Here is a 19,677-nt window from a genome sequence, read left to right on the forward strand (position 1 = left end):
AATTAAGCTTCAGATACGTTTGCACTTTTAAAAGTTGCCATTTCATTTAAAAAACTAACAGCTGCTTGTACTATTGGAAAAGCAATTGCACTACCAGTACCTTCTCCCAAGCGTAAACCGATATTTAATAAGGGTTTTGCATTTAAAAATTGCAACATTTTTTCATGACCTTGCTCACCAGAAGTATGGCAATAAAGACAATAATCTAACACGTTTTTATCAATTGCTTGTGCTGCTAATAAAGCCGATGTAACAATAAATCCGTCAATTAAAATTGTCATTTTTAACGCTGCAGCTTCTAACATGGCTCCACACATCATTACAATTTCAAAACCACCATAAGTTGCCAGTGCATCTATCGGGTTTTGAATGTTTTTTTGATGAAGATTTAATACATTTTTAAGAATTTCTCCTTTTTTTAGAACGCCTTCATCATTTAAACCAGTTCCTTTACCAACACAATCTTTAATGGGTGCATTGGTAAAATAGCTCATTAAAAGTGCTGCGGATGAAGTATTACCAATTCCCATTTCGCCAAAACCAATGGTATTTGTTCCGTTTTTATGTAGTTGCTGTACTATTTGTTTTCCTTTTGCTAAAGCAGCCAAACACGCATCAGTTGTCATTGCTTTATCAACACTATAATCTTTAGTACTTTTGGCAATTTTTGCATTTATTAATTTAGTGTTTTCCTCAAAATCAGCATTTACACCAGCGTCAACAATAGTTAAATCAATATTATTTTGATTACAAAAAACGTTGATTGCAGCTCCGTTATTCAAAAAGTTTAACACCATTTGTTGCGTTACTTCTTGCGGATAAGGACTTACAGAATTTGATTTTACAATTCCATGATCACCAGCAAAAATCACAATACTTGGTTTTGAGATAAAAGGCGTAAGTGTATTTTGAATTTGCCCAATTTGTAGTGCAATTGTTTCTAAAACACCTAACGAACCGATAGGTTTTGTTTTAAAATCTATTTTATCTTGAAGTTTGGTTTTTAAACTTGTAGAAAGCGGAGTAATAGTAGTAAAATTCATGTTTTATTTTAAAATTAAAGGCAATCCAGAAACCATAAAAGTTGCTTTGTCTGCTTTTTTAGCAATGTATTGATTTACCCAACCTTGAAGCTCGGTAAATTTTCGTCCAATTTCAGTATCAGCATGTAAACCCATTCCTATTTCGTTAGAAATTATAATGATTGTAGCATCAATTTTAAGTAGTTTATCAATTTCTTCTTTCGCTAATTTTAAACTTTGCTGTACATCATTTTTAGTATCTACATAAAAATTGGTTAACCATAAAGTAACGCAATCAACCACCACCGTAGTATTTTTATCAATTACAGTACTAATGTTTTTTTCTTCTTCAATAGTCGTCCAGCGTTCATCTCTATCAGAAACATGTCTGTCTACACGCTTTTTAAAATCATCATCCCAAATTCTTGAAGTAGCTAAATAAAAAGGAGTTTCAGACAAAGATTCTGCTAATTTTTGAGCGTAACTACTTTTACCCGAACGCTCTCCGCCACTTATATAATACATCATAATGAAGAAATAATTTGGCAACAAAGATTAGAAAGATTTTTTAGAAAAAGATAATAATACTAGAGAACTATGTATTTTAGCGGCTTAAAATATTTTTATATGAAAGTTTCCTCGTTTATGCCAGCAGTAACCCAAATGATTTACGATATGGGATTACAAGAATATTTAGAGGGTATTACCTTTGAATGTCCTGCAATTGCACTTGATGAAAAACAAGTTGCTGTTCGCTACAAATTAGAAGGACAAACTTTAACGAGCGAAGAAATTAATACTATTTTTTCTAAAACAAAGGCCGAAGGGGGTACGCTATATTATGTAGATGAGCCAGCTTTAGAGAATATTGCACCTGATATTATTTTTACGCAAGATGTATGTGATGTTTGCCAGATAGATACAGAGTCGGTTGCTAAATCGGCCTATAAATTGGCTAAAACTCCCGAGTTAATTTCGATTACTCCAAATTCTTTAGAAGATGTTTTTGACAATGCTTTAACAATTGCAAAAGCAATGAATAAAGAAGCAATAGGTATTAATTACGTAAACCAATTAAAAGAAAGAATTTATAAAATTGTTGATACACAACGCGCAAACAGATTGCAATCTAAAAGTGTGATGCTTTTAGAATGGATAGATCCTTTATTTAACTGCGGACATTGGATTCCACATCAAATAGGGTATGCTGGCGGAGTTGATTTATTATCGCATCCATCAGGAGATAGTATTGTTATTTCTTGGGATAAAATTGTAAAATACGATCCAGAGATATTAATTATTGCTCCTTGTGGTTACGGAATTGAAAGAACGATGGAAGATATGCGTTTTTTAGAAGATAAACCTGAATGGAGTTCTTTAAAAGCTGTAAAAAATGGTGAAGTATATATTGCTGATTTTGCTATGTTTACACAATCATCAGCAAGTACTTTGGTTGATGGTATTGAGTGTTTATCGGCTATGATTCATCCTAATTCGTTTAAAGTATCAGAAAAACTTAAAAATAAGTTTTCTAATTATAATGATTTGTTGGTATTAAATAATTAAAAAAATACCATACATTTGCGCAAAATTTTAGGTTTTGATGTTTAACAACATAGCATCAAATTAAAAGGGAATTCGGTTAAATACCGAAGCTGTTCCCGCAACTGTAAGCTATTAAGCTTGTAATTACTCTTTAAGTCACTGTTTATTTTAAATGGGAAGACCAATTACAAGACGCAAGCCAGGAGACCTGCCTAGATTTTAAATAACTCAAACTTTCGGGATAAAGGTTTTAAGATATTATGAAAACAATATTAAGTATTTTCTTGTTATTTTTTGTTAGCACTCTTTTTTCTCAAAAAGACACAACTTCTGTCAATAAACTTAAAGAAGTTATTGTTAATGGAAAGATAAAAAGACAAATAGAACATATCGCTACAAAATCAATAAAAATTGGAGTAAAAGAACTTGTTAAAAATCCAATTAATTTAACAAATACTTTACGTTACAATAGCCCTATTTCATTTAGAGATTATGGTAATGGAGGAGTGAGTACAGCTAGATTTAGAGGAACTTCAGCTTCTAATACATTAGTGTTATGGAACGGGATACCGATTAATGCAATTGGTAGCGGACAAACAGATTTTAATTCTTTATCAGCTAATATTAGTGATAATATTGTTATTCAAAGTGGTGGAAACAGTGCCGAATTTGGTTCGGGAGCTATTGGTGGAACAGTTCGTTTAAATGATGAGTTAAATTTTAAAAAGCATAAAAAGTTTCATTTATTTTCTTCTTTTGGAAGTTACAATACAACGTCTAATTTTTTTAAAAGCTCTTTTGGAGATGAAAAATGGAGTGTAAAATTAGCTTCTACAGTCAATTATTCTGATAACGATTATACTTTTATTGACGATAGATATAAAGATACTAATGGTAATTTATTAAAAAACGAAAATGGGACTTATAAAAATTATGGTGTTAGTTTTAATATAGCTCATAAATTTAGTTCAAAAAACACATTAGCCTTATACACAACTGGCTATTATGGTAATCGTTTATTTTCAGATGGTTTGCCAAATCCATCTGCTGGTAGTGAAAGAAATGAAGATTTTAATCAACGCAATTTATTACAGTGGAATTATAATTATTCATCACAATTTAAGCAGCTAATAAATGTAGCTTATTTAACACAAGAATATCGATATTATGATAATAAAGATGCTGATAATTTTAGCTTTGGGAAATCTAAAACCATCCACGCTAATTATTCATTAACCTACAAACCTTCTAATATAATATCTTTTAATTATAAAACAACTTTTGAAAATATAACAGGTAGTAACTCTCAAATAACTACTAAAAAAAGAAATTCAGTAGCTTTTATTGGAAACATAAAATATAAACCGTTTGAAAAGTTACTTACAAACTTACAAGTAAGAAAAGAATTAAACTCTGATTTTAATGTGCCAACTTCAATATTTATCGGAAGCGAATATAAAGTATCTCCAAAATTTACTGTTTTAAGTAATTTTTCTACAAATTATAGAACACCTACTTATAATGAGAGTTATTGGCCTATTGTAGGTAATTTAAATTTAAAACCAGAAAATTCACTTCAAGGAGAAATAGGTATTTCATATAAAAATAAAAACGTAGTATTAAAGTCAACAGCATTTTATATACATACAAATGATAAAATTTTGTGGTTACCAGCAGGAGGTAGCAATTTATGGATACCAAAAAATGTAAGTGACGTAATAAATAAAGGTGTAGAATCATTTATCAGTTATCAAAAAAAAATAGGAGAACATACTCTTAATATTTCATCTAATTACACTTATACAAAAGCAACAAATAAAGAAACGTCTAAAATATTACCATACGCTCCTTCGCACTTATTAAATTTTACAACTAATTATACGTATAAAAAAGCAACTATTTTTTTACAAGGTTTATACCAAAGTAAAACATATACGAACGAAACAAATTTAAATTTTTACTCTTTAGATGCGCTTAGTGTACAAAATATAGGCTTTAACTATAATTTATCAACAAAAACAACAAAACTTCCAATATTAGGACTAACCGTAAATAATATATTTAACAAAGTGTATTATTTTTCAAATTTACGCCCTATGCCTGGTACAAACTTTAACATCAATATAAATTACAAATTTTAAACAAAATGAAAATTACAAAATTAATTTTACAACTTTTTTTAGTTAGTACACTTATTACTTCTTGTTCTGATAATGAAAAGATAGTAGAAGTACTAAAAGACGAATACACCAAAGGAATTATAATTAGCGCAGAGGGTGTTTTTAATGATAAAGATGGTTCAATTTCTTATATAAACAATGAATTAACTGAATCTCAAAATTTTATTTACGCAGGTAAAAATGGATCTTTATTAGGAGGTTTAATACAATCAATTACGTTTACAGATACAGATGCTTATATTATTTTAAATGATGTGAATACAATTGTAGTTGCAGATAGATATACTTTTGAAAAAAAAGGGCAAATTACTACTGACTTAAAAAATCCTAGATACATGACAATTGTTAATGGAAAAGGATATGTTACGAATTGGGGAGAAACACAATGGGGAAATGATATAGATGATGATTATGTAACAGTTATTAACTTAAACACATTAGAAGTTGATTCTAAAATAGATGTAGCCATTGGTCCTGAACAAATATTAAATAAGAACAATAAATTATATATTTCACATAAAGGAGCTTATGGTTCAAACAATATTGTTTCTGTAGTAGATTTAAATGCTAATAATAGTATTTCAACGATTACTGTTGATGATAATCCTGATGAAATGGTTTTTGACAATGCAGGTAATTTAATTGTTTTATCGGAAGGTAATACAATTTTTGATACAAACTGGAATGTTGTTGATAAAACAACATCTGCTATTTCTTTTATTGATTTATCAAGTAATACTATTTCTAAGAAATTAGAATTTCCTTCAATGGAAAGTGCTGCTCTTATGACTTATCAAAATGGAAAAGTATATTATTACAAAGGAGCAGATAGTAAAGTATATACAATTGATGAAAGTGCTACAGTTTTAGCAACCGAAGGTATAGATGTAGGAGGTATTTATGGAATGAATGTTAGAGATAATAATCTTTTTACTGTTAGTTACGAGTTTTCTACAACTACAACTTTATCTAAATTTAAAGTTCATGATTTAAATACAAAGTCAGAAGTTTATACTTCTTTAGTAGGTATTGGAGCTTCAAAAATATATTTTAATAACTAATAGTAGCCCCCGTTTGTAAAGCTATTTTAAAATGGCGTTACAATGTTAGGTAAACCCATTTACAAAAATGTAAATGGGTTTATTTTTTTATAAAAATTTATTTTTTATTTCTTCGGATGGAATTGCGCAATGATCACTTTTACCAAACCATTTGTATCTGTTTTTTGCAATAAAATCATAAACAATATCTCTAATACTTTCTGGAAAAAAGTCTAAAATCAAAATTAATTTCCAAAGTCCACCAAACTCTTTAGCTATTTTTAAAGCAGCAGTTGATTTTATATAATAAGCAACATTAGGTTCGTACAAAATTATAGCATCTATTTTAGAAGTATCAATACCCAAATGATTCGTTATTTTTGTACCAATATCAGTTTGTAAAGAAGCAAATACAAATTGATTTTTTTTATCATAATGTATAATTTTTTGTACACTATTATTGCAAAAATTACACACTCCGTCAAATAAAATTATTTTCTTATCCTTTGGTAAATCAACCATTCATCTTGTTTTATAAAAAATAAAACAAAAATATATATAAATAGTGTAACATTATTAAATAACAAGCGTCTAGTAAGAAAGTAAGTAAATATTTTAGTGAAAATAAATATTTATTTTTGATTAAAAACTAACTAAATACTATGATTCGAATAGAAAACCTACATAAATCTTATCCTATCGGAAAAGATAAACTTCATGTTTTAAAAGGCTTAGATTTACATATTAAAGAAGGTGAATTTGTATCTATTATGGGGTCGTCAGGTTCTGGTAAATCAACTTTATTAAATATTGTAGGTTTGTTAGATACGCATGATGAAGGTAACTATTATTTAAACGGACAATTAATAGAAAACTTAAACGAAAAGAAAGCTGCGGTATTACGTAATAAATTTTTAGGATTTATTTTTCAGTCGTTTAATTTAATATCATACAAAACAGCTTTAGAAAACGTTGCGTTACCATTATATTATAAAGGTGTTGCCAGAAAAGAACGATTAGAAATTGCTTTAAATTATTTAGAAAAAGTAGGTTTAAAACAATGGGCACATCATTTACCAAACGAACTTTCGGGAGGGCAAAAACAACGTGTGGCAATTGCCAGAGCATTGGCAACAAAACCAAAAGTAGTTTTAGCTGATGAGCCAACAGGAGCTTTAGATTCATCTACAACCGATTCTGTAATGGATTTATTACAAGAAATTAATGATGAAGGAATGACGGTTTTTGTAATTACTCATGAAGAAGAAGTTGCAGAACAAACTAGTAGAATTGTGCGTCTTAAAGACGGTATTATTATTAGCGATGAATACACCAACGCAAAAGCAGTTTAATTATGTTTGATATTGATAGTTGGCGAGAAATTTTTCAAAGTATAAGTAAAAACAAGTTAAGATCTATATTATCTGGTTTTACAGTTGCTTTTGCTATTTTACTTTTTACCTTACTTTTTGGTATTGGTAACGGACTTCAAAATACATTTAAAGAACAGTTTGCATCAGATGCAATTAACTCGATTTACATAAGTTCTAACCGAACAACAAAAGCATATAAAGGGCATCAAATTGGACGTAGAATTCAATTTAAAAATGATGACCTTGAATTTTTAAAAGAAAAATATGCGAGTAAAATTCAAATGATAAGTCCGCGTATTCAAAGAAGCGCAAAAGTTGTATATAAAACCGAAGAAGATAATTATACAACTCGTGGTGTATATCCTAAATACGATATTTTAGAATCTGCAAAAATAACAGAAGGTAGATTTTTAAATGTTAGAGATTTAAAAGAAAAAGCCAAAGTAGTAGTTATTGGTCGTATGGTTGAAAAAGATTTATTTGGTCAAATAAGTGCTTTTGGTAAACAACTAAACATTGGAGGAATAATCTATAAAATTATTGGGGTTTTTTCTGATCCAGGAGGCGATAGTGACGAGCGTTATATTTATATGCCGTTTACCACGATGCAACAAATTTATGGTAACAATGATCATATTGGTGATTTTGGTTTAACATACAATCCAAAATTAAGTGTTGACGAAGCTATTTCGTTTGGAAACCAAATGCGAAGAGAATTAAAAAAGAAGCACGAAGTTGATCCGAACGATCAAAGGGGAATTAGAATAAACAATTACGCTTCAGATAATAAAGAAGTATCAAGCATGATGGTAGGATTAAGTATTTTAATTTTAATTATCGGTTTAGGTACTTTAATTGCTGGTATTGTAGGTATTAGTAATATTATGGTGTATGTAGTAAAAGAACGCACCAAAGAATTAGGAATTAGAAAAGCTATTGGAGCCAGACCAAAATCTATCATTTCAATGATAATGTTAGAATCTATTTTAATAACCGCATTGGCAGGATATTTAGGTCTTATTATTGGGGTAGGTATTTTAAAAATAGCAGGTCCAAGTTTAGAGAAGTTTTTTATACTAAATCCTGGAGTTTCAACTCCAGTAGTAGTAGGAGCAACAATAACTTTGATTATAGCAGGAATGATTGCGGGGTATTTACCAGCAAAAAGAGCAGCACAAATTAAACCAATAGTAGCCTTAAGAGCAGATTAATTATGAAGTTTTTATTTGATAAAGATGTATGGCAAGAAATTTACGAAAGTATTCGTAAAAACAAAAGCAGAACTGCAATTACAATTTTTGGAGCATTTTGGGGTATTTTACTTTTAGTAGGATTATTAGGTGCAGCCAAAGGAATTGAAAACGGATTTAACAGTATGTTTGGTGATTTTGCTACCAACAGTGTATTTATGGCTGGTGGTAGAACATCAAAAGCTTTTAAAGGTTTTCAAGAAGGTAGGCAAATAGAATTAACTACTGGCGACGTTGAGAAAATAAAAAGCGAGGTTAAAGGTGTTGAATTTGTAGTGCCAAGAAATGCTACTGGAGGATTGGTAGTAAATGGTATAAAAACAGCAAATCTTACTATTTTTGGAGACTATCCGTTGTTAGATAAAGTACAAAAGAAAAATTTAATTGAAGGACGTTTTATCAATCAGAATGATATTAACGAAAACAAAAAAGTATGTGTTATTAGTGATGATGTTTACGAGCAACTATACGATAAAGACGAAGAAGTTTTAGGTAAGTATTTAAAAATAAATAACATTAGTTATAAAGTTATTGGAGTATATAAACCAGGTAGAATAGGTGGTGGTGGTAACACTGTACACATTCCGTTTAGTACTTTTAAACTAGTTTACAATTCAGGAAACAAGTTTCAATGGATGATGGTAACTGGTAAAGTAGGTTTTGATATAGAACAGGTTGAAGCTGATATAAAAGTATTACTAAAAAATATTCATAAAATTCATCCTGATGATAACAGAGCTTTTAATGGATTTAACTTAGGTAAAGAAATAGCCAAAGTAACAGGGTTTTTAACAGGAATGCAGTTTTTAACTTGGTTTGTAGGTATTGCTACCTTAATTGCAGGAGTATTTGCCATTGGTAATATTTTATTAATTACCGTAAAAGAACGAACAAAAGAAATAGGTATAAGAAGAGCGTTAGGTGCAACACCAATAAAAATACGTCAACAAATTATATTAGAGTCAATTTTCTTAACACTTTTAGCAGGTTCGTTAGGAATTATAGCTGGAGGTTTAATTTTAATGATGATTGATGCAGCAGACATTTTAACAAATCCAACAGTAGATATACCAATTGTATTAATAGCTTATGCCGTTTTAATATTTTTAGGTACATTAATAGGATTTATACCCGCATACATGGCTACCATTATACAGCCAATAGAAGCATTAAGAGAAGAATAAAAAAAATCAATTAACAAGAATATAAATAGATAAAAATGAAAAAAGCAATCATCTTTGGCGGAATAGCGTTAGCATTAATAGCAGTGTTAATATGGTTTGGAAAAAAGAACAGCGCTTCACCAATTGAATATAAAACAGAAAAAGCTTTTAAGACTACTATAGTTAAAAAAAGTGTTGCTACTGGTAAAGTTGTTCCTTTAGAAGAAGTTGAAATTAAACCTCAAATTGCTGGTATTATTGATAAAATAGCAGTTGAAGAAGGAGCTATTGTAAAAGCAGGAGATTTAATTGCAACGGTAAGAGTTGTACCTAACGTAGCTTCTTTAAATAGAGCAAACGGTGTAGTTAAAAATGCAAAATTATCTTTTAATAATGCTAAAACACAGTTTGAAAGAAATAAAAAATTATTTGACAAAGGAGTTATCTCTCGTCAAGAATTTGAAAACTCTGAATTAGGTTACAATAATTCAAGACAAAACTTAGCCAACGCACAATCTGATATGGATATCATTAAAAGAGGTACTACATCAGGTTTAGGAAACGCTGCAAATACAAGTATTAGAGCGACTACTTCAGGTATGATTGTTGAAATTCCTGTTAAAAAAGGATATCAAGTAACACAAACCAACGATTTTAACGCAGGTACTACAATTGCTCGTATTGCAGATATGACTAAAATGATTTTTGAAGGTCAGGTAGATGAATCAGAAGTTGGTAAATTAGTAAAAGGAACAAAAATTGAAGTAGCTTTAGGTGCTATTGAAGAGAAAAAATTCCCAGCAGTTTTAAACTTTATTGCTCCTAAAGGAACAGACGAAGGTGGTGCTGTGCAATTTAAAATTAAAGCAGATGTTACTTTAGATGATTCTCATTTTATTAGAGCGGGTTATAGCGCAAATGCCGAAATAGTTTTAGCACAGAAAGATAGTGTTTTATCAATAAAAGAAGCATTATTACAATTTGATAGAAAAACAGAAAAGCCTTATGTTGAAATTAAAACAGGCGATCAAAAGTTTGAAAGAAAAGATATTAAATTAGGAATTTCAGACGGTGTAAACGTAGAAATTTTAGAAGGAGTTACTGCTACCGATGAAATTAAAATTTGGAACAAAGTTTCTAAAGAAGGTGATAATAATGGAGGATTGAAAAAATAATCATTTTATCATTACTATATAAAAAAAGCAACTCATTATGAGTTGCTTTTTTAGTACTAGGCACTACCCTACTTAATATTAAATATCAATTTTTTAACAGCTTTATATTTACACTAATTTCTTAGCATTTTTTACTTTTTGTTTGGTAAGTGCAAGGTCAATTACCTCGTGCATTTCAGTTACATAATGAAACTTTAATCCTTTTAAGTAACTTTCTTTTATCTCTTCGATGTCCTTTTTATTATCGGCACACAAAATAAGCTCTTTAATATTAGCACGTTTTGCTGCTAATATTTTTTCTTTAATTCCACCTACTGGCAATACTTTTCCACGCAAGGTAATTTCACCTGTCATGGCCAATTTATTTTTCACTTTACGTTGTGTAAATACCGATACTAACGAAGTTAACATGGTAATACCCGCACTAGGCCCATCTTTTGGCGTTGCGCCTTCTGGTACGTGAATATGTACATCGTATTTTTCTAAAATTTCTGGATTAATACCAAATTCTTCAGTGTTTGCTTTGATGTATTTCATTGCAATGGTAGAAGATTCTTTCATCACCTTACCTAAATTACCCGTAATAGAAAGGTTTCCTTTTCCTTTAGATAAAATAGATTCGATAAATAAAATATCACCACCAACGCTTGTCCAAGCCAATCCTGTAACTACACCAGCAACATCGTTGTTTTCATATTTATCGCGCTCTAAACGTGCAGGCCCTAAAATAGTTTCAATGTCTTCGTTAGTTAAAGCAATGTTGTACTCCTCTTCCATCGCGATAGATTTTGCAGCAAAACGCACCACTTTGGCTACTTGTTTTTCTAAACCACGAACTCCGGATTCACGCGTGTACCCTTCAACAATTTTTTCTAATTGTTTTTTGGCAACTGTTAAATGCTCTGTTGTTAAACCGTGTTCTTTTAATTGCTTTGGAAATAAGTATTTTTTAGCAATTTCTACCTTTTCTTCAATCGTATAACCTGTTACATTAATCAGTTCCATACGATCGCGTAATGCCCAAGGAATTTGCCCTAAATTGTTAGCTGTAGCTATAAAAAGTACTTTTGATAAATCATATCCTACTTCTAAATAATTATCATAAAACTCCGTATTTTGTTCAGGATCTAATACTTCTAACATAGCTGAAGAAGGATCTCCTTGATGACTTTGACTTAATTTATCAATTTCATCTAATACAAAAACTGGATTTGACGTTTCTGCTTTTTTAATATTCTGAATTAAACGCCCTGGCATTGCTCCGATATATGTTTTACGGTGCCCACGAATTTCAGCTTCATCACGTAAACCACCTAACGACATACGTACATATTTACGTCCTAAAGCTTCGGCAACCGATTTACCTAATGATGTTTTACCAACACCTGGAGGTCCGTATAAACAGATAATTGGCGATTTCATATCACCTCTTAATTTTAAAACAGCTAAATGTTCTATAATTCTATCTTTTACCTTTTCTAATCCAAAATGATCTCTGTCTAATATTTTTTGCGCTTTCTTTAAGTCAAATTTATCTTCAGAATACACATTCCAAGGTAACTCTAACATTAACTCTAAATAGTTACGCTGCACACCGTATTCTGCCATTTGCGGATTCATACGTTTTAAACGACCTAATTCCTTTTCAAATGTTTCGGCAACTTCTTTATTCCATTTTTTAGTTTTAGCTTTGATTCTCATCTCATCTAATTCCTGATCATGAGAAACACCACCTAATTCGTCTTGAATGGTTTTTAATTGCTGATGTAAATAATATTCGCGTTGTTGCTTATCTAAATCAGAACGTGTTTTAGACTGAATATCATTACGCAATTGTAATTTTTGAAGTTCTTTATTTAAGTTTTTTAACGTTAAAAGTGCACGTTCTTTTAAACTATCTTTTTCTAGTAAAACTTGTTTTTTAGTAACACTCAACTCCATATTTGACGAAATAAAATTCACCAAAAACGAATTAGATTGAATGTTTTTAATTGCAAAAGAAGCTTCAGAAGGCAACATTGGGTTTTCTTTAATAACCTCTAAAGCTAATTCTTTAACAGATTCTATAATTGCATCAAATTCTTTTTGATCATCAACCTCTCTGTCATCTATTGCTTCATGAACTTTAGCTTTTAAATACGGTTCTTCTTGCGTAATTTCATCAATTTCAAAACGCTTTTTTCCTTGAATGATAACGGTTGTATTACCATCAGGCATTTTTAAAACACGTAAAATTTGCGCTACAACTCCTGTTTTATGAATATCATTTAACCCAGGATTTTCTACATCACTATTTTTTTGAGCAACTACTCCAACTACTTTATCGCCCTTATTGGCATCTTTTATTAACTGAATAGATTTATCTCTACCCGCAGTAATAGGTATTACAACACCCGGAAATAAAACCGTGTTTCTTAAAGGTAAAATTGGCAATTCTGTAGGTACTTCCTCTTTATTTATCAACTCTTCGTCTTCAGGAGTTAATAACGGAATTAATTCTGAATCTTCATTAAAAGCATCTTGAAGCGACAAATTGTCTAAATGTATTATTTTTGATTTGCTCATATCTTGTATATATGTCATAGTGACATTTTTATACTATTTTAAATAATATAAAATGCACTTGTTGAATTGTAAAAACTTAATAAACAGTAAAATAAAACAAAAAATATTATTTTACAGACTATATAAGTCAATTGTTGTGCCAAGTAAATTTTATTTAACTTGTAACTAATTATTAAGTCAATCGTCTTATTATTATATTTTACAAAAAAAGCTTTAAAAACAATGAAAACGAAACTACTTTACATTTTTACTATTTTACTTTTAATAAATTGTACTTCTGATAAAAATTCTGATGAGTTTATAAAAAAAGCTACAGGTCGTTATTTTTTTAATGCAGATGAAGTTATAAACGTAAATTTTAACGAAGGTAAATTGCTATTAACTTGGCGAAATAAAAATTTAGCACCTTTAAAAGTTAACGATAGTACGTTTTATGTTAGAGAATTAAATGAGAAATTAATTTTTAACACTTCTAAAAATAAAATTGAACTCGCTAAAAAAAGAGAGCATAAAGATGAAATTTTTGTTTTTAATAAATTAAAAGAAGGTGAAAAAACTCCGAGTGAATATCTTTTAGATAATAACTATACTGCCGCTTTAAATGGTTATAAATTAATCAGAAAAAAAGACAGTTTAAGCCCTATTATAAGAGAAAACACTTTAAATAGTTTAGGTTATCGATATTTAAGAGCTAAACAATACGAAAAAGCAATTGCTGTTTTTAAAATAAATATTGAATTATATCCAAAAAGTTCTAATACTTACGATAGTACAGGCGATGCATATTTAAAAACAAAAGATACTGTAAGTGCCATAACTTACTACCAAAAAGCATTGGCTATTAATCCTGAAAACAGAAGTGCTAAAAGAACTTTAACTAAGCTTACCAAACAGTAATAAAATTAATGGAACATTTAAAATATCCGATAGGAAAACCCAATATTCCTACTGAAATTTCATCAGAAAAAATAAATGAATGGATTGCTATTTTAGAAGAATTCCCTGCTGAATTAGAAACTTTGGTTAAAAATTTATCAGAAAAACAATTAAATACTCCATATAGAGATGGTGGTTGGTCTGTAAAACAAGTGATACATCATTGTGCAGATAGTCATCATAATTCTTACACGCGCTTTAAATGGGCTTTAACGGAAGATAAACCAGTAATTAAAGCTTATTATGAAGATCGTTGGGCAGCATTATTTGATTCTAAGTCTGCGCCCATCAGCTTATCATTAAATGCCTTAAAAGCGTTACACGCCAAATGGGTGTATCTTTTAAAGGGCTTAAATTCAACTGATTTAAACAAGGTTTTCATTCATCCCGAAGGAAACGAAGAAATTAGTTTAAAAGAAAATATAGGCATTTATGCTTGGCATTGTAAGCATCATTATGCGCATATTAATCAGTTACTTTTAAAAAATTCTTGGAAATAATACAAAATGCGTATTTTTACCTAAAATAATAAAGTGCTATTTATTATTTAAGTTCAGATAAAATATTGGAAGATGATACGAAACTATAGAAATGAAAAGTGGAAAGAAATAGTATTTGACAATAAAATAGCTGAAAAAGAAAAGTTTAAAATATCTAATTACGGAAGGATTCTTAATTGTAAAAATGAGGAAGAATCTTTAGTAAATGAATATTTTATAAATGGTTATCAAAATTTACCTTTAAAACAACGTGTAAACGGAAAAAATACCAGTAGGTATGTTCATAAGTTGGTTGCAGAAGCTTTTTTAGAGCGTAAAGAAGATCAACTATATGTAATTCATTTAAATTACGATAAAAAAGATAATAGTGTTGAAAACCTTAAATGGGCTACAAAAAGGGAAAAAGAAGTACACCAGTACACCAATCCTGAATATGTAAATAAAGTTCATAAAGCCAGAACGTCTAAACTTACTGAAACCAAGGTTAAATTGCTTAAGCGAAAATTAAACGATCCTAACAGGAGAACACGTTTAAAAATGATAGCAAAACAATTTGGTGTTTCTGAAATGCAATTGCACAGAATTAAAACTGGTGAAAACTGGGGCTATGTTACCGAATATTAATTTACAGTAAAATTAATACCGCAATTGCAATAAAAACTACAATTTGCGCCCATTTTAGGAACACTCCTATTTGGGCGTTCTTTTTTATAGATGTTGAAATTGTTCCTGCCAAAATAGCAATTGTAGAAAATATTGTAAAAGAGGTTAAAATAAATAATCCTCCTAAAACGTAAAACTGAACTACCGTTGAAATAGTTTTTGAGAATAAAAACTGTGGAAAAAATGCTAAAAAGAAAATTGTTACTTTCGGGTTTAGAACATTCATCCAAAAACCTTTTTTAAATAATTCGAAAGTAGATTTTTTAACTACATTTTCTGTTGAAAAAGCAATTTTAGCATCACTTTTATATACTTGATATGCTATATAAAGCAAATACAAAGCGCCAAATAACTTAATTATAAAAAATAAATTCGGATTTTGTTTTATAATTCCTGATACCCCAAAAGCGACCAATGTTGTATGAATAATGCAGCCTGTCATTAATCCACCAACAGTTGCCAATCCATATTTTTTACCGTGTACAATACTTTGTGTTAGCACAAAAATATTATCGGGTCCAGGTGAAAAAGCTAAGGTAGCCGTGGCTAAAACAAAAGAAATTAGAATTTCGAACATTTTTTAACTTTCAGCTAAAATAGCTTTGTTAATTCTTTTTACCAAACTAGGGCCTTCATAAATAAAACCAGTGTAAACCTGTACTAAATCGGCTCCAGCATTTATTTTATCTAAAGCATCTTTTTCAGAGTGAATACCTCCTACTCCAATTATAGGAAATGCTTTGTTTGAGTTGTCTGCCAAGTACTTAATTACTTTTGTGCTTCTTTCTTTAACAGGTTGTCCGCTTACACCACCGTTTCCTATTTCTTGTAATCGTTCTTCAGAAGCTTTTAAATTATCTCTATTTACCGATGTATTTGAAGCAATTACTCCGTCTATTTTAGTATCGTCAACCAATTCAATAATTTCATCTAATTGTTGATTATTTAAATCTGGAGCAATTTTTAATAAAATTGGTTTTTGAATAGCTTCTTTGTTATTTAATTTCTGAACCTCAGTAATCAATTCTTTTAAATAATCAACATCATCTAACTTTGCATGACTTCCAACATTTGGACAACTTACATTCAGTACAAAATAATCTACATACGGATGCAAACCTTTAAAGCATTCTAAATAATCTTCGGTATAATTTTCGGGAGCTGTATCAGTATTTTTACCAATATTACCGCCAATAATAATTTTTCCTTTATTCTTTTTTAATTGTTCAATCGCAATTGCTAATCCCTCATTATTAAATCCCATTCTATTAATAATTCCCTGATCATCTTTTAAACGAAACAATCTTTTCTTCGGATTTCCTGCTTGTCCTCTCGGAGTTACAGTTCCTATTTCTACAAAACCAAATCCGAAATTTGCCAATTCATTATACAACACTGCATTTTTATCAAATCCAGCTGCCAAACCAACAGGGTTTTTAAAAGTTAGTCCGAATAAATTACGTTCTAATTTTTTATTATTTACTTGATACATTCCTCTAAATATTGAAGCCATAAAAGGAATTTTCGTCATAAACTTTACCAATGAAAAAGTAAAATAATGAATCTTTTCTGGATCAAAAAGAAAGAAAATCGGACGGATTAATATTTTATACATGCCTTTGTTTTTTTGTTGTGCTGAATTATTTCAGCAGCTCATAATTAACTTATCTTGATGTGATTCTGAAACAAGTCCAGAATGACGTAAAATTTCATAAAAAAAGCCCCAATAAAAATTGGAGCTTCTTAATTATCTTAAAACAGCTTCTAAATTCTTTTCGAATGTTTGCTGTAATTTTTGCATTATTTTATCAATCTGTTTATCTGCCAATGTTTTGTTTTCATCCTGAATTACAAAACTTACTGCGTATGATTTTTTACCCTCTGGCAATTTATCACCTTCATAAACATCAAACAAATCAACCTCTTTTAAAAGCTTCTTTTCTGATTGAAATGCTAAGTTGTATATTTCTTTAAATTCAACTTTATTATCTAATAACAAGGCTAAATCACGTTTTACTGATGGGAATTTTGCTAAATCAGTTACTTTAATGTTTTTCTTACCCACAAAATTTAAAATATTTTGCCAATTAAAATCAGCAAATAACACCTCTTGTTTTATAGAAAACTCTTTTAAAATGGCTCTTTTTACCACTCCAAATTCTACTAATTTAGTTTTACCTAAGCTTAATACAATTCCTTCAGAAAACACATCTGTTTTAATTGGTGATGTTTTTAATTTATCTAGCCCTAACCTACTTAATAAGCTTGTTACAATTCCTTTTAAATAAAAGAAATCAGAAGTTTTGTTAACTGTTTTCCAGCTATCTTTAGTTCTATTTCCTGTAACAAATAAGGTTAAATGCTTGTCTTCTTGATATCCGCTTTCGTATTTATGATATGTTTTACCAAATTCATAAAACTTTAAAGCATTGTTTTTTCTGTTGATGTTGTACGAAACCGATTCTAAACCACTAAATAATAACGATTGACGCATTACTTTTAAATCGTTACTTAACGGATTTAACATTTCTACGTTATTCGCCGGATTTAAATTATCAGACAAAGCAACATAATCTTCTTTGGTTAAAGAATTAGCCATTGTTTCATTAAACCCTAAAGAAGTTAACTGATTTGCAACAATGTTTTCTATTTTTACTTCTTTATCACTATCAAAAGAAATTGAAGTATTTAGTTTATGAGAAAACTCAATATTATTATAACCGTAAACTCTTAAAATCTCTTCAATAATATCAGCTTCTCTTTGAACATCTACTCTGTAAGATGGTACAACCAAACCTAAGCCAGCATCGGTAACACTGTTTATTTTAATTTCTAATGAAGCTAAAATATTTTTAATTGTTTCTTTCGGAATTTCTTGACCAATTAATTTATACGTGTTTTCAAAAGATAAAAACACTTCAAAATCTTCAATTTTTTCTGGATAAAAATCTAAAACATCTGAAGACATTTTTCCGCCAGCATATTTTTCAATTAATAAAGCAGCACGTTTAAGTGCATATTTCGTTAAATTAATATCGATTCCTCTTTCGAAACGGAAAGAAGCATCAGTATTTAACGCATGACGTTTTGCTGTTTTACGAACAGAAACTGGATTAAAATAAGCACTTTCTAAGAAAATAGCTGTTGTATGCTCTGTTACTCCAGATTTTAATCCGCCAAAAACTCCTCCAATACATAAAGGATTGTTATCAGCATCACAAATCATAATATCATCAGCAGCTAATGTTCTTTCTACTTCATCTAAAGTTGTAAATTTTGTACCCGCTTCTAACGTTTTTACAACTACTTTATTTCCTCGTATTTTATTTGCGTCAAAAGCGTGTAATGGTTGCCCTAATTCGTGTAAAACGTAATTTGTAATATCTACAATATTATTTTTAGGTACAATTCCTACCGCTTTTAATCTATTTTGAATCCACTCAGGAGATTCTTTTATTTCAATATCTGTAATTGTAATTCCGCTATAACGAGGCACTAAATTGTTATCTTCAATTTCGATATCAATTTTTTGAGTACGTTCATCTACATGAAAATCAGAAACAGAAGGAGATATTAATTCTAAATTTGTTCCTTGCTGAATTAATCCAGCACGTAAATCACGAGCAACTCCAAAGTGGCTCATTGCATCAGCACGATTTGGTGTTAAACCTATTTCAAAAACATAATCAGTTTCTATATTAAAAACGTCAGCACCTAAAGTTCCTGGAGCAATAGCATCGTCTAAAATCATAATTCCGTCATGACTTTTACCTAAACCTAACTCGTCTTCGGCACAAATCATTCCATGACTTTCTTCCCCTCTTATTTTACCTTTTTTTATTTTAAAGCCTTCGCCCTTATCATCATACAAAGTTGTACCCACAGTAGCAACAGGTACTTTTTGACCCGCATCAACATTAGGTGCACCACATACAATTTGAATCGGATTTCCATCACCTAAATCTACCGTAGTAACTTTAAGCTTATCTGCATTTGGGTGCTTAACACACGTTTTTACTTCACCAACTACAATTCCTTTTAAACTTCCTTTGATGCTTTCAACTTTTTCAATTCCTTCTACTTCAAGACCTAAATCTGTTAATAGTTCTCCTGTTTTTTCAGCTTCCCAGTCTGTTTGTAAAAATTGTCGTAACCAGTTGTATGATATCTTCATAATCAATCTCTAATTTAAGCCTGCAAATTTACGGAAAATAAAGGAAATACTATAAACCTTTCTACAGAGTGTTTTATACTGTTGATTATTA

Annotated in this window: 17 protein-coding genes and 1 riboswitch; of the genes, 10 read left to right on the plus strand and 7 right to left on the minus strand. The window is 29.8% G+C overall.

Annotated elements, in window-relative coordinates:
- Window positions 1–2: 2 nt before the first annotated feature.
- Window positions 3–1,043 (minus strand): nicotinate-nucleotide--dimethylbenzimidazole phosphoribosyltransferase, encoded by a 1,041-nt coding sequence (gene cobT / locus ACN5J5_RS12125; RefSeq protein WP_418645154.1) that lies wholly within the window; start codon window positions 1,041–1,043, stop codon window positions 3–5.
- Window positions 1,044–1,046: 3 nt separating this feature from the next.
- On the minus strand, window positions 1,047–1,550 hold the full coding sequence (locus tag ACN5J5_RS12130; protein WP_418645155.1) for a bifunctional adenosylcobinamide kinase/adenosylcobinamide-phosphate guanylyltransferase: 504 nt from the start codon (window positions 1,548–1,550) through the stop codon (window positions 1,047–1,049).
- 99 nt (window positions 1,551–1,649) lie between these two features.
- Between ACN5J5_RS12130 and ACN5J5_RS12135 the strand changes: the two genes are divergently transcribed.
- From ACN5J5_RS12135 to ACN5J5_RS12145, 3 genes are all read left to right on the plus strand, one after another.
- Window positions 1,650–2,588: an ABC transporter substrate-binding protein gene (locus tag ACN5J5_RS12135; protein ID WP_418645156.1), complete on the plus strand. Its 939-nt coding sequence runs from the start codon at window positions 1,650–1,652 to the stop codon at window positions 2,586–2,588.
- A gap of 12 nt (window positions 2,589–2,600) precedes the next feature.
- Window positions 2,601–2,798, plus strand: a riboswitch (cobalamin riboswitch).
- A 29-nt stretch (window positions 2,799–2,827) separates the two neighbouring features.
- Window positions 2,828–4,708 (plus strand): TonB-dependent receptor plug domain-containing protein, encoded by a 1,881-nt coding sequence (locus tag ACN5J5_RS12140; RefSeq protein WP_418645157.1) that lies wholly within the window; start codon window positions 2,828–2,830, stop codon window positions 4,706–4,708.
- A 5-nt stretch (window positions 4,709–4,713) separates the two neighbouring features.
- Entirely contained in the window at window positions 4,714–5,808 is a 1,095-nt protein-coding gene (locus ACN5J5_RS12145; protein WP_418645158.1) for a YncE family protein, read from the plus strand.
- A gap of 87 nt (window positions 5,809–5,895) precedes the next feature.
- Here the strand turns inward: ACN5J5_RS12145 and ACN5J5_RS12150 are convergent, their stop codons facing one another.
- Window positions 5,896–6,309 (minus strand): thiol-disulfide oxidoreductase DCC family protein, encoded by a 414-nt coding sequence (locus ACN5J5_RS12150; RefSeq protein WP_418645159.1) that lies wholly within the window; start codon window positions 6,307–6,309, stop codon window positions 5,896–5,898.
- A 140-nt stretch (window positions 6,310–6,449) separates the two neighbouring features.
- Here ACN5J5_RS12150 and ACN5J5_RS12155 point away from each other — a divergent pair, with 140 nt between their 5' ends.
- Genes ACN5J5_RS12155 through ACN5J5_RS12170 form a run of 4 tightly spaced genes read left to right on the plus strand, consistent with a single transcriptional unit; the run spans window position 6,450 to window position 10,748 of the window.
- Entirely contained in the window at window positions 6,450–7,139 is a 690-nt protein-coding gene (locus ACN5J5_RS12155; RefSeq protein WP_418645160.1) for an ABC transporter ATP-binding protein, read from the plus strand.
- Window positions 7,140–7,141: 2 nt separating this feature from the next.
- Entirely contained in the window at window positions 7,142–8,371 is a 1,230-nt protein-coding gene (locus tag ACN5J5_RS12160) for an ABC transporter permease (RefSeq protein ID WP_418645161.1), read from the plus strand.
- Between the two features lie 2 nt (window positions 8,372–8,373).
- On the plus strand, window positions 8,374–9,594 hold the full coding sequence (locus ACN5J5_RS12165; protein WP_418645162.1) for an ABC transporter permease: 1,221 nt from the start codon (window positions 8,374–8,376) through the stop codon (window positions 9,592–9,594).
- A gap of 35 nt (window positions 9,595–9,629) precedes the next feature.
- Complete coding sequence (locus ACN5J5_RS12170) at window positions 9,630–10,748, plus strand: efflux RND transporter periplasmic adaptor subunit (protein ID WP_418645163.1); 1,119 nt, start codon at window positions 9,630–9,632, stop codon at window positions 10,746–10,748.
- 108 nt (window positions 10,749–10,856) lie between these two features.
- On the opposite strand, the gene lon is transcribed toward ACN5J5_RS12170, so the two are convergent.
- On the minus strand, window positions 10,857–13,331 hold the full coding sequence (lon, locus tag ACN5J5_RS12175) for an endopeptidase La (protein WP_418645164.1): 2,475 nt from the start codon (window positions 13,329–13,331) through the stop codon (window positions 10,857–10,859).
- 204 nt (window positions 13,332–13,535) lie between these two features.
- On the opposite strand from lon, the gene ACN5J5_RS12180 reads away from it, so the two are divergent.
- The 3 genes from ACN5J5_RS12180 (at window position 13,536) to ACN5J5_RS12190 (ending at window position 15,373) form a co-directional block, all read left to right on the plus strand.
- Window positions 13,536–14,210: a tetratricopeptide repeat protein gene (locus ACN5J5_RS12180; RefSeq protein WP_418645165.1), complete on the plus strand. Its 675-nt coding sequence runs from the start codon at window positions 13,536–13,538 to the stop codon at window positions 14,208–14,210.
- A gap of 8 nt (window positions 14,211–14,218) precedes the next feature.
- Entirely contained in the window at window positions 14,219–14,749 is a 531-nt protein-coding gene (locus ACN5J5_RS12185) for a YfiT family bacillithiol transferase (protein ID WP_418645166.1), read from the plus strand.
- 72 nt (window positions 14,750–14,821) lie between these two features.
- The gene (locus ACN5J5_RS12190; protein ID WP_418645167.1) at window positions 14,822–15,373 is read left to right on the plus strand and encodes an HNH endonuclease; all 552 of its coding nucleotides are present in this window, start codon (window positions 14,822–14,824) and stop codon (window positions 15,371–15,373) included.
- 1 nt (window position 15,374) lies between these two features.
- Here the strand turns inward: ACN5J5_RS12190 and ACN5J5_RS12195 are convergent, their stop codons facing one another.
- The 3 genes from ACN5J5_RS12195 to pheT all read right to left on the minus strand — a co-directional run bounded on the left by ACN5J5_RS12195 (window position 15,375) and on the right by pheT (window position 19,586).
- Window positions 15,375–15,989, minus strand: coding sequence for a LysE family translocator (locus ACN5J5_RS12195; RefSeq protein WP_418645168.1), 615 nt, complete (start codon window positions 15,987–15,989; stop codon window positions 15,375–15,377).
- Window positions 15,990–15,992: 3 nt separating this feature from the next.
- Complete coding sequence (locus ACN5J5_RS12200; protein ID WP_418645169.1) at window positions 15,993–17,027, minus strand: quinone-dependent dihydroorotate dehydrogenase; 1,035 nt, start codon at window positions 17,025–17,027, stop codon at window positions 15,993–15,995.
- Between the two features lie 132 nt (window positions 17,028–17,159).
- Window positions 17,160–19,586: a phenylalanine--tRNA ligase subunit beta gene (gene pheT, locus ACN5J5_RS12205; protein ID WP_418645170.1), complete on the minus strand. Its 2,427-nt coding sequence runs from the start codon at window positions 19,584–19,586 to the stop codon at window positions 17,160–17,162.
- Between the last annotated feature and the right edge of the window lie 91 nt (window positions 19,587–19,677).

The organism is Tenacibaculum insulae, assembly GCF_964512435.1.
Taxonomy (GTDB): Bacteria; Bacteroidota; Bacteroidia; order Flavobacteriales; family Flavobacteriaceae; genus Polaribacter; species Polaribacter insulae_A.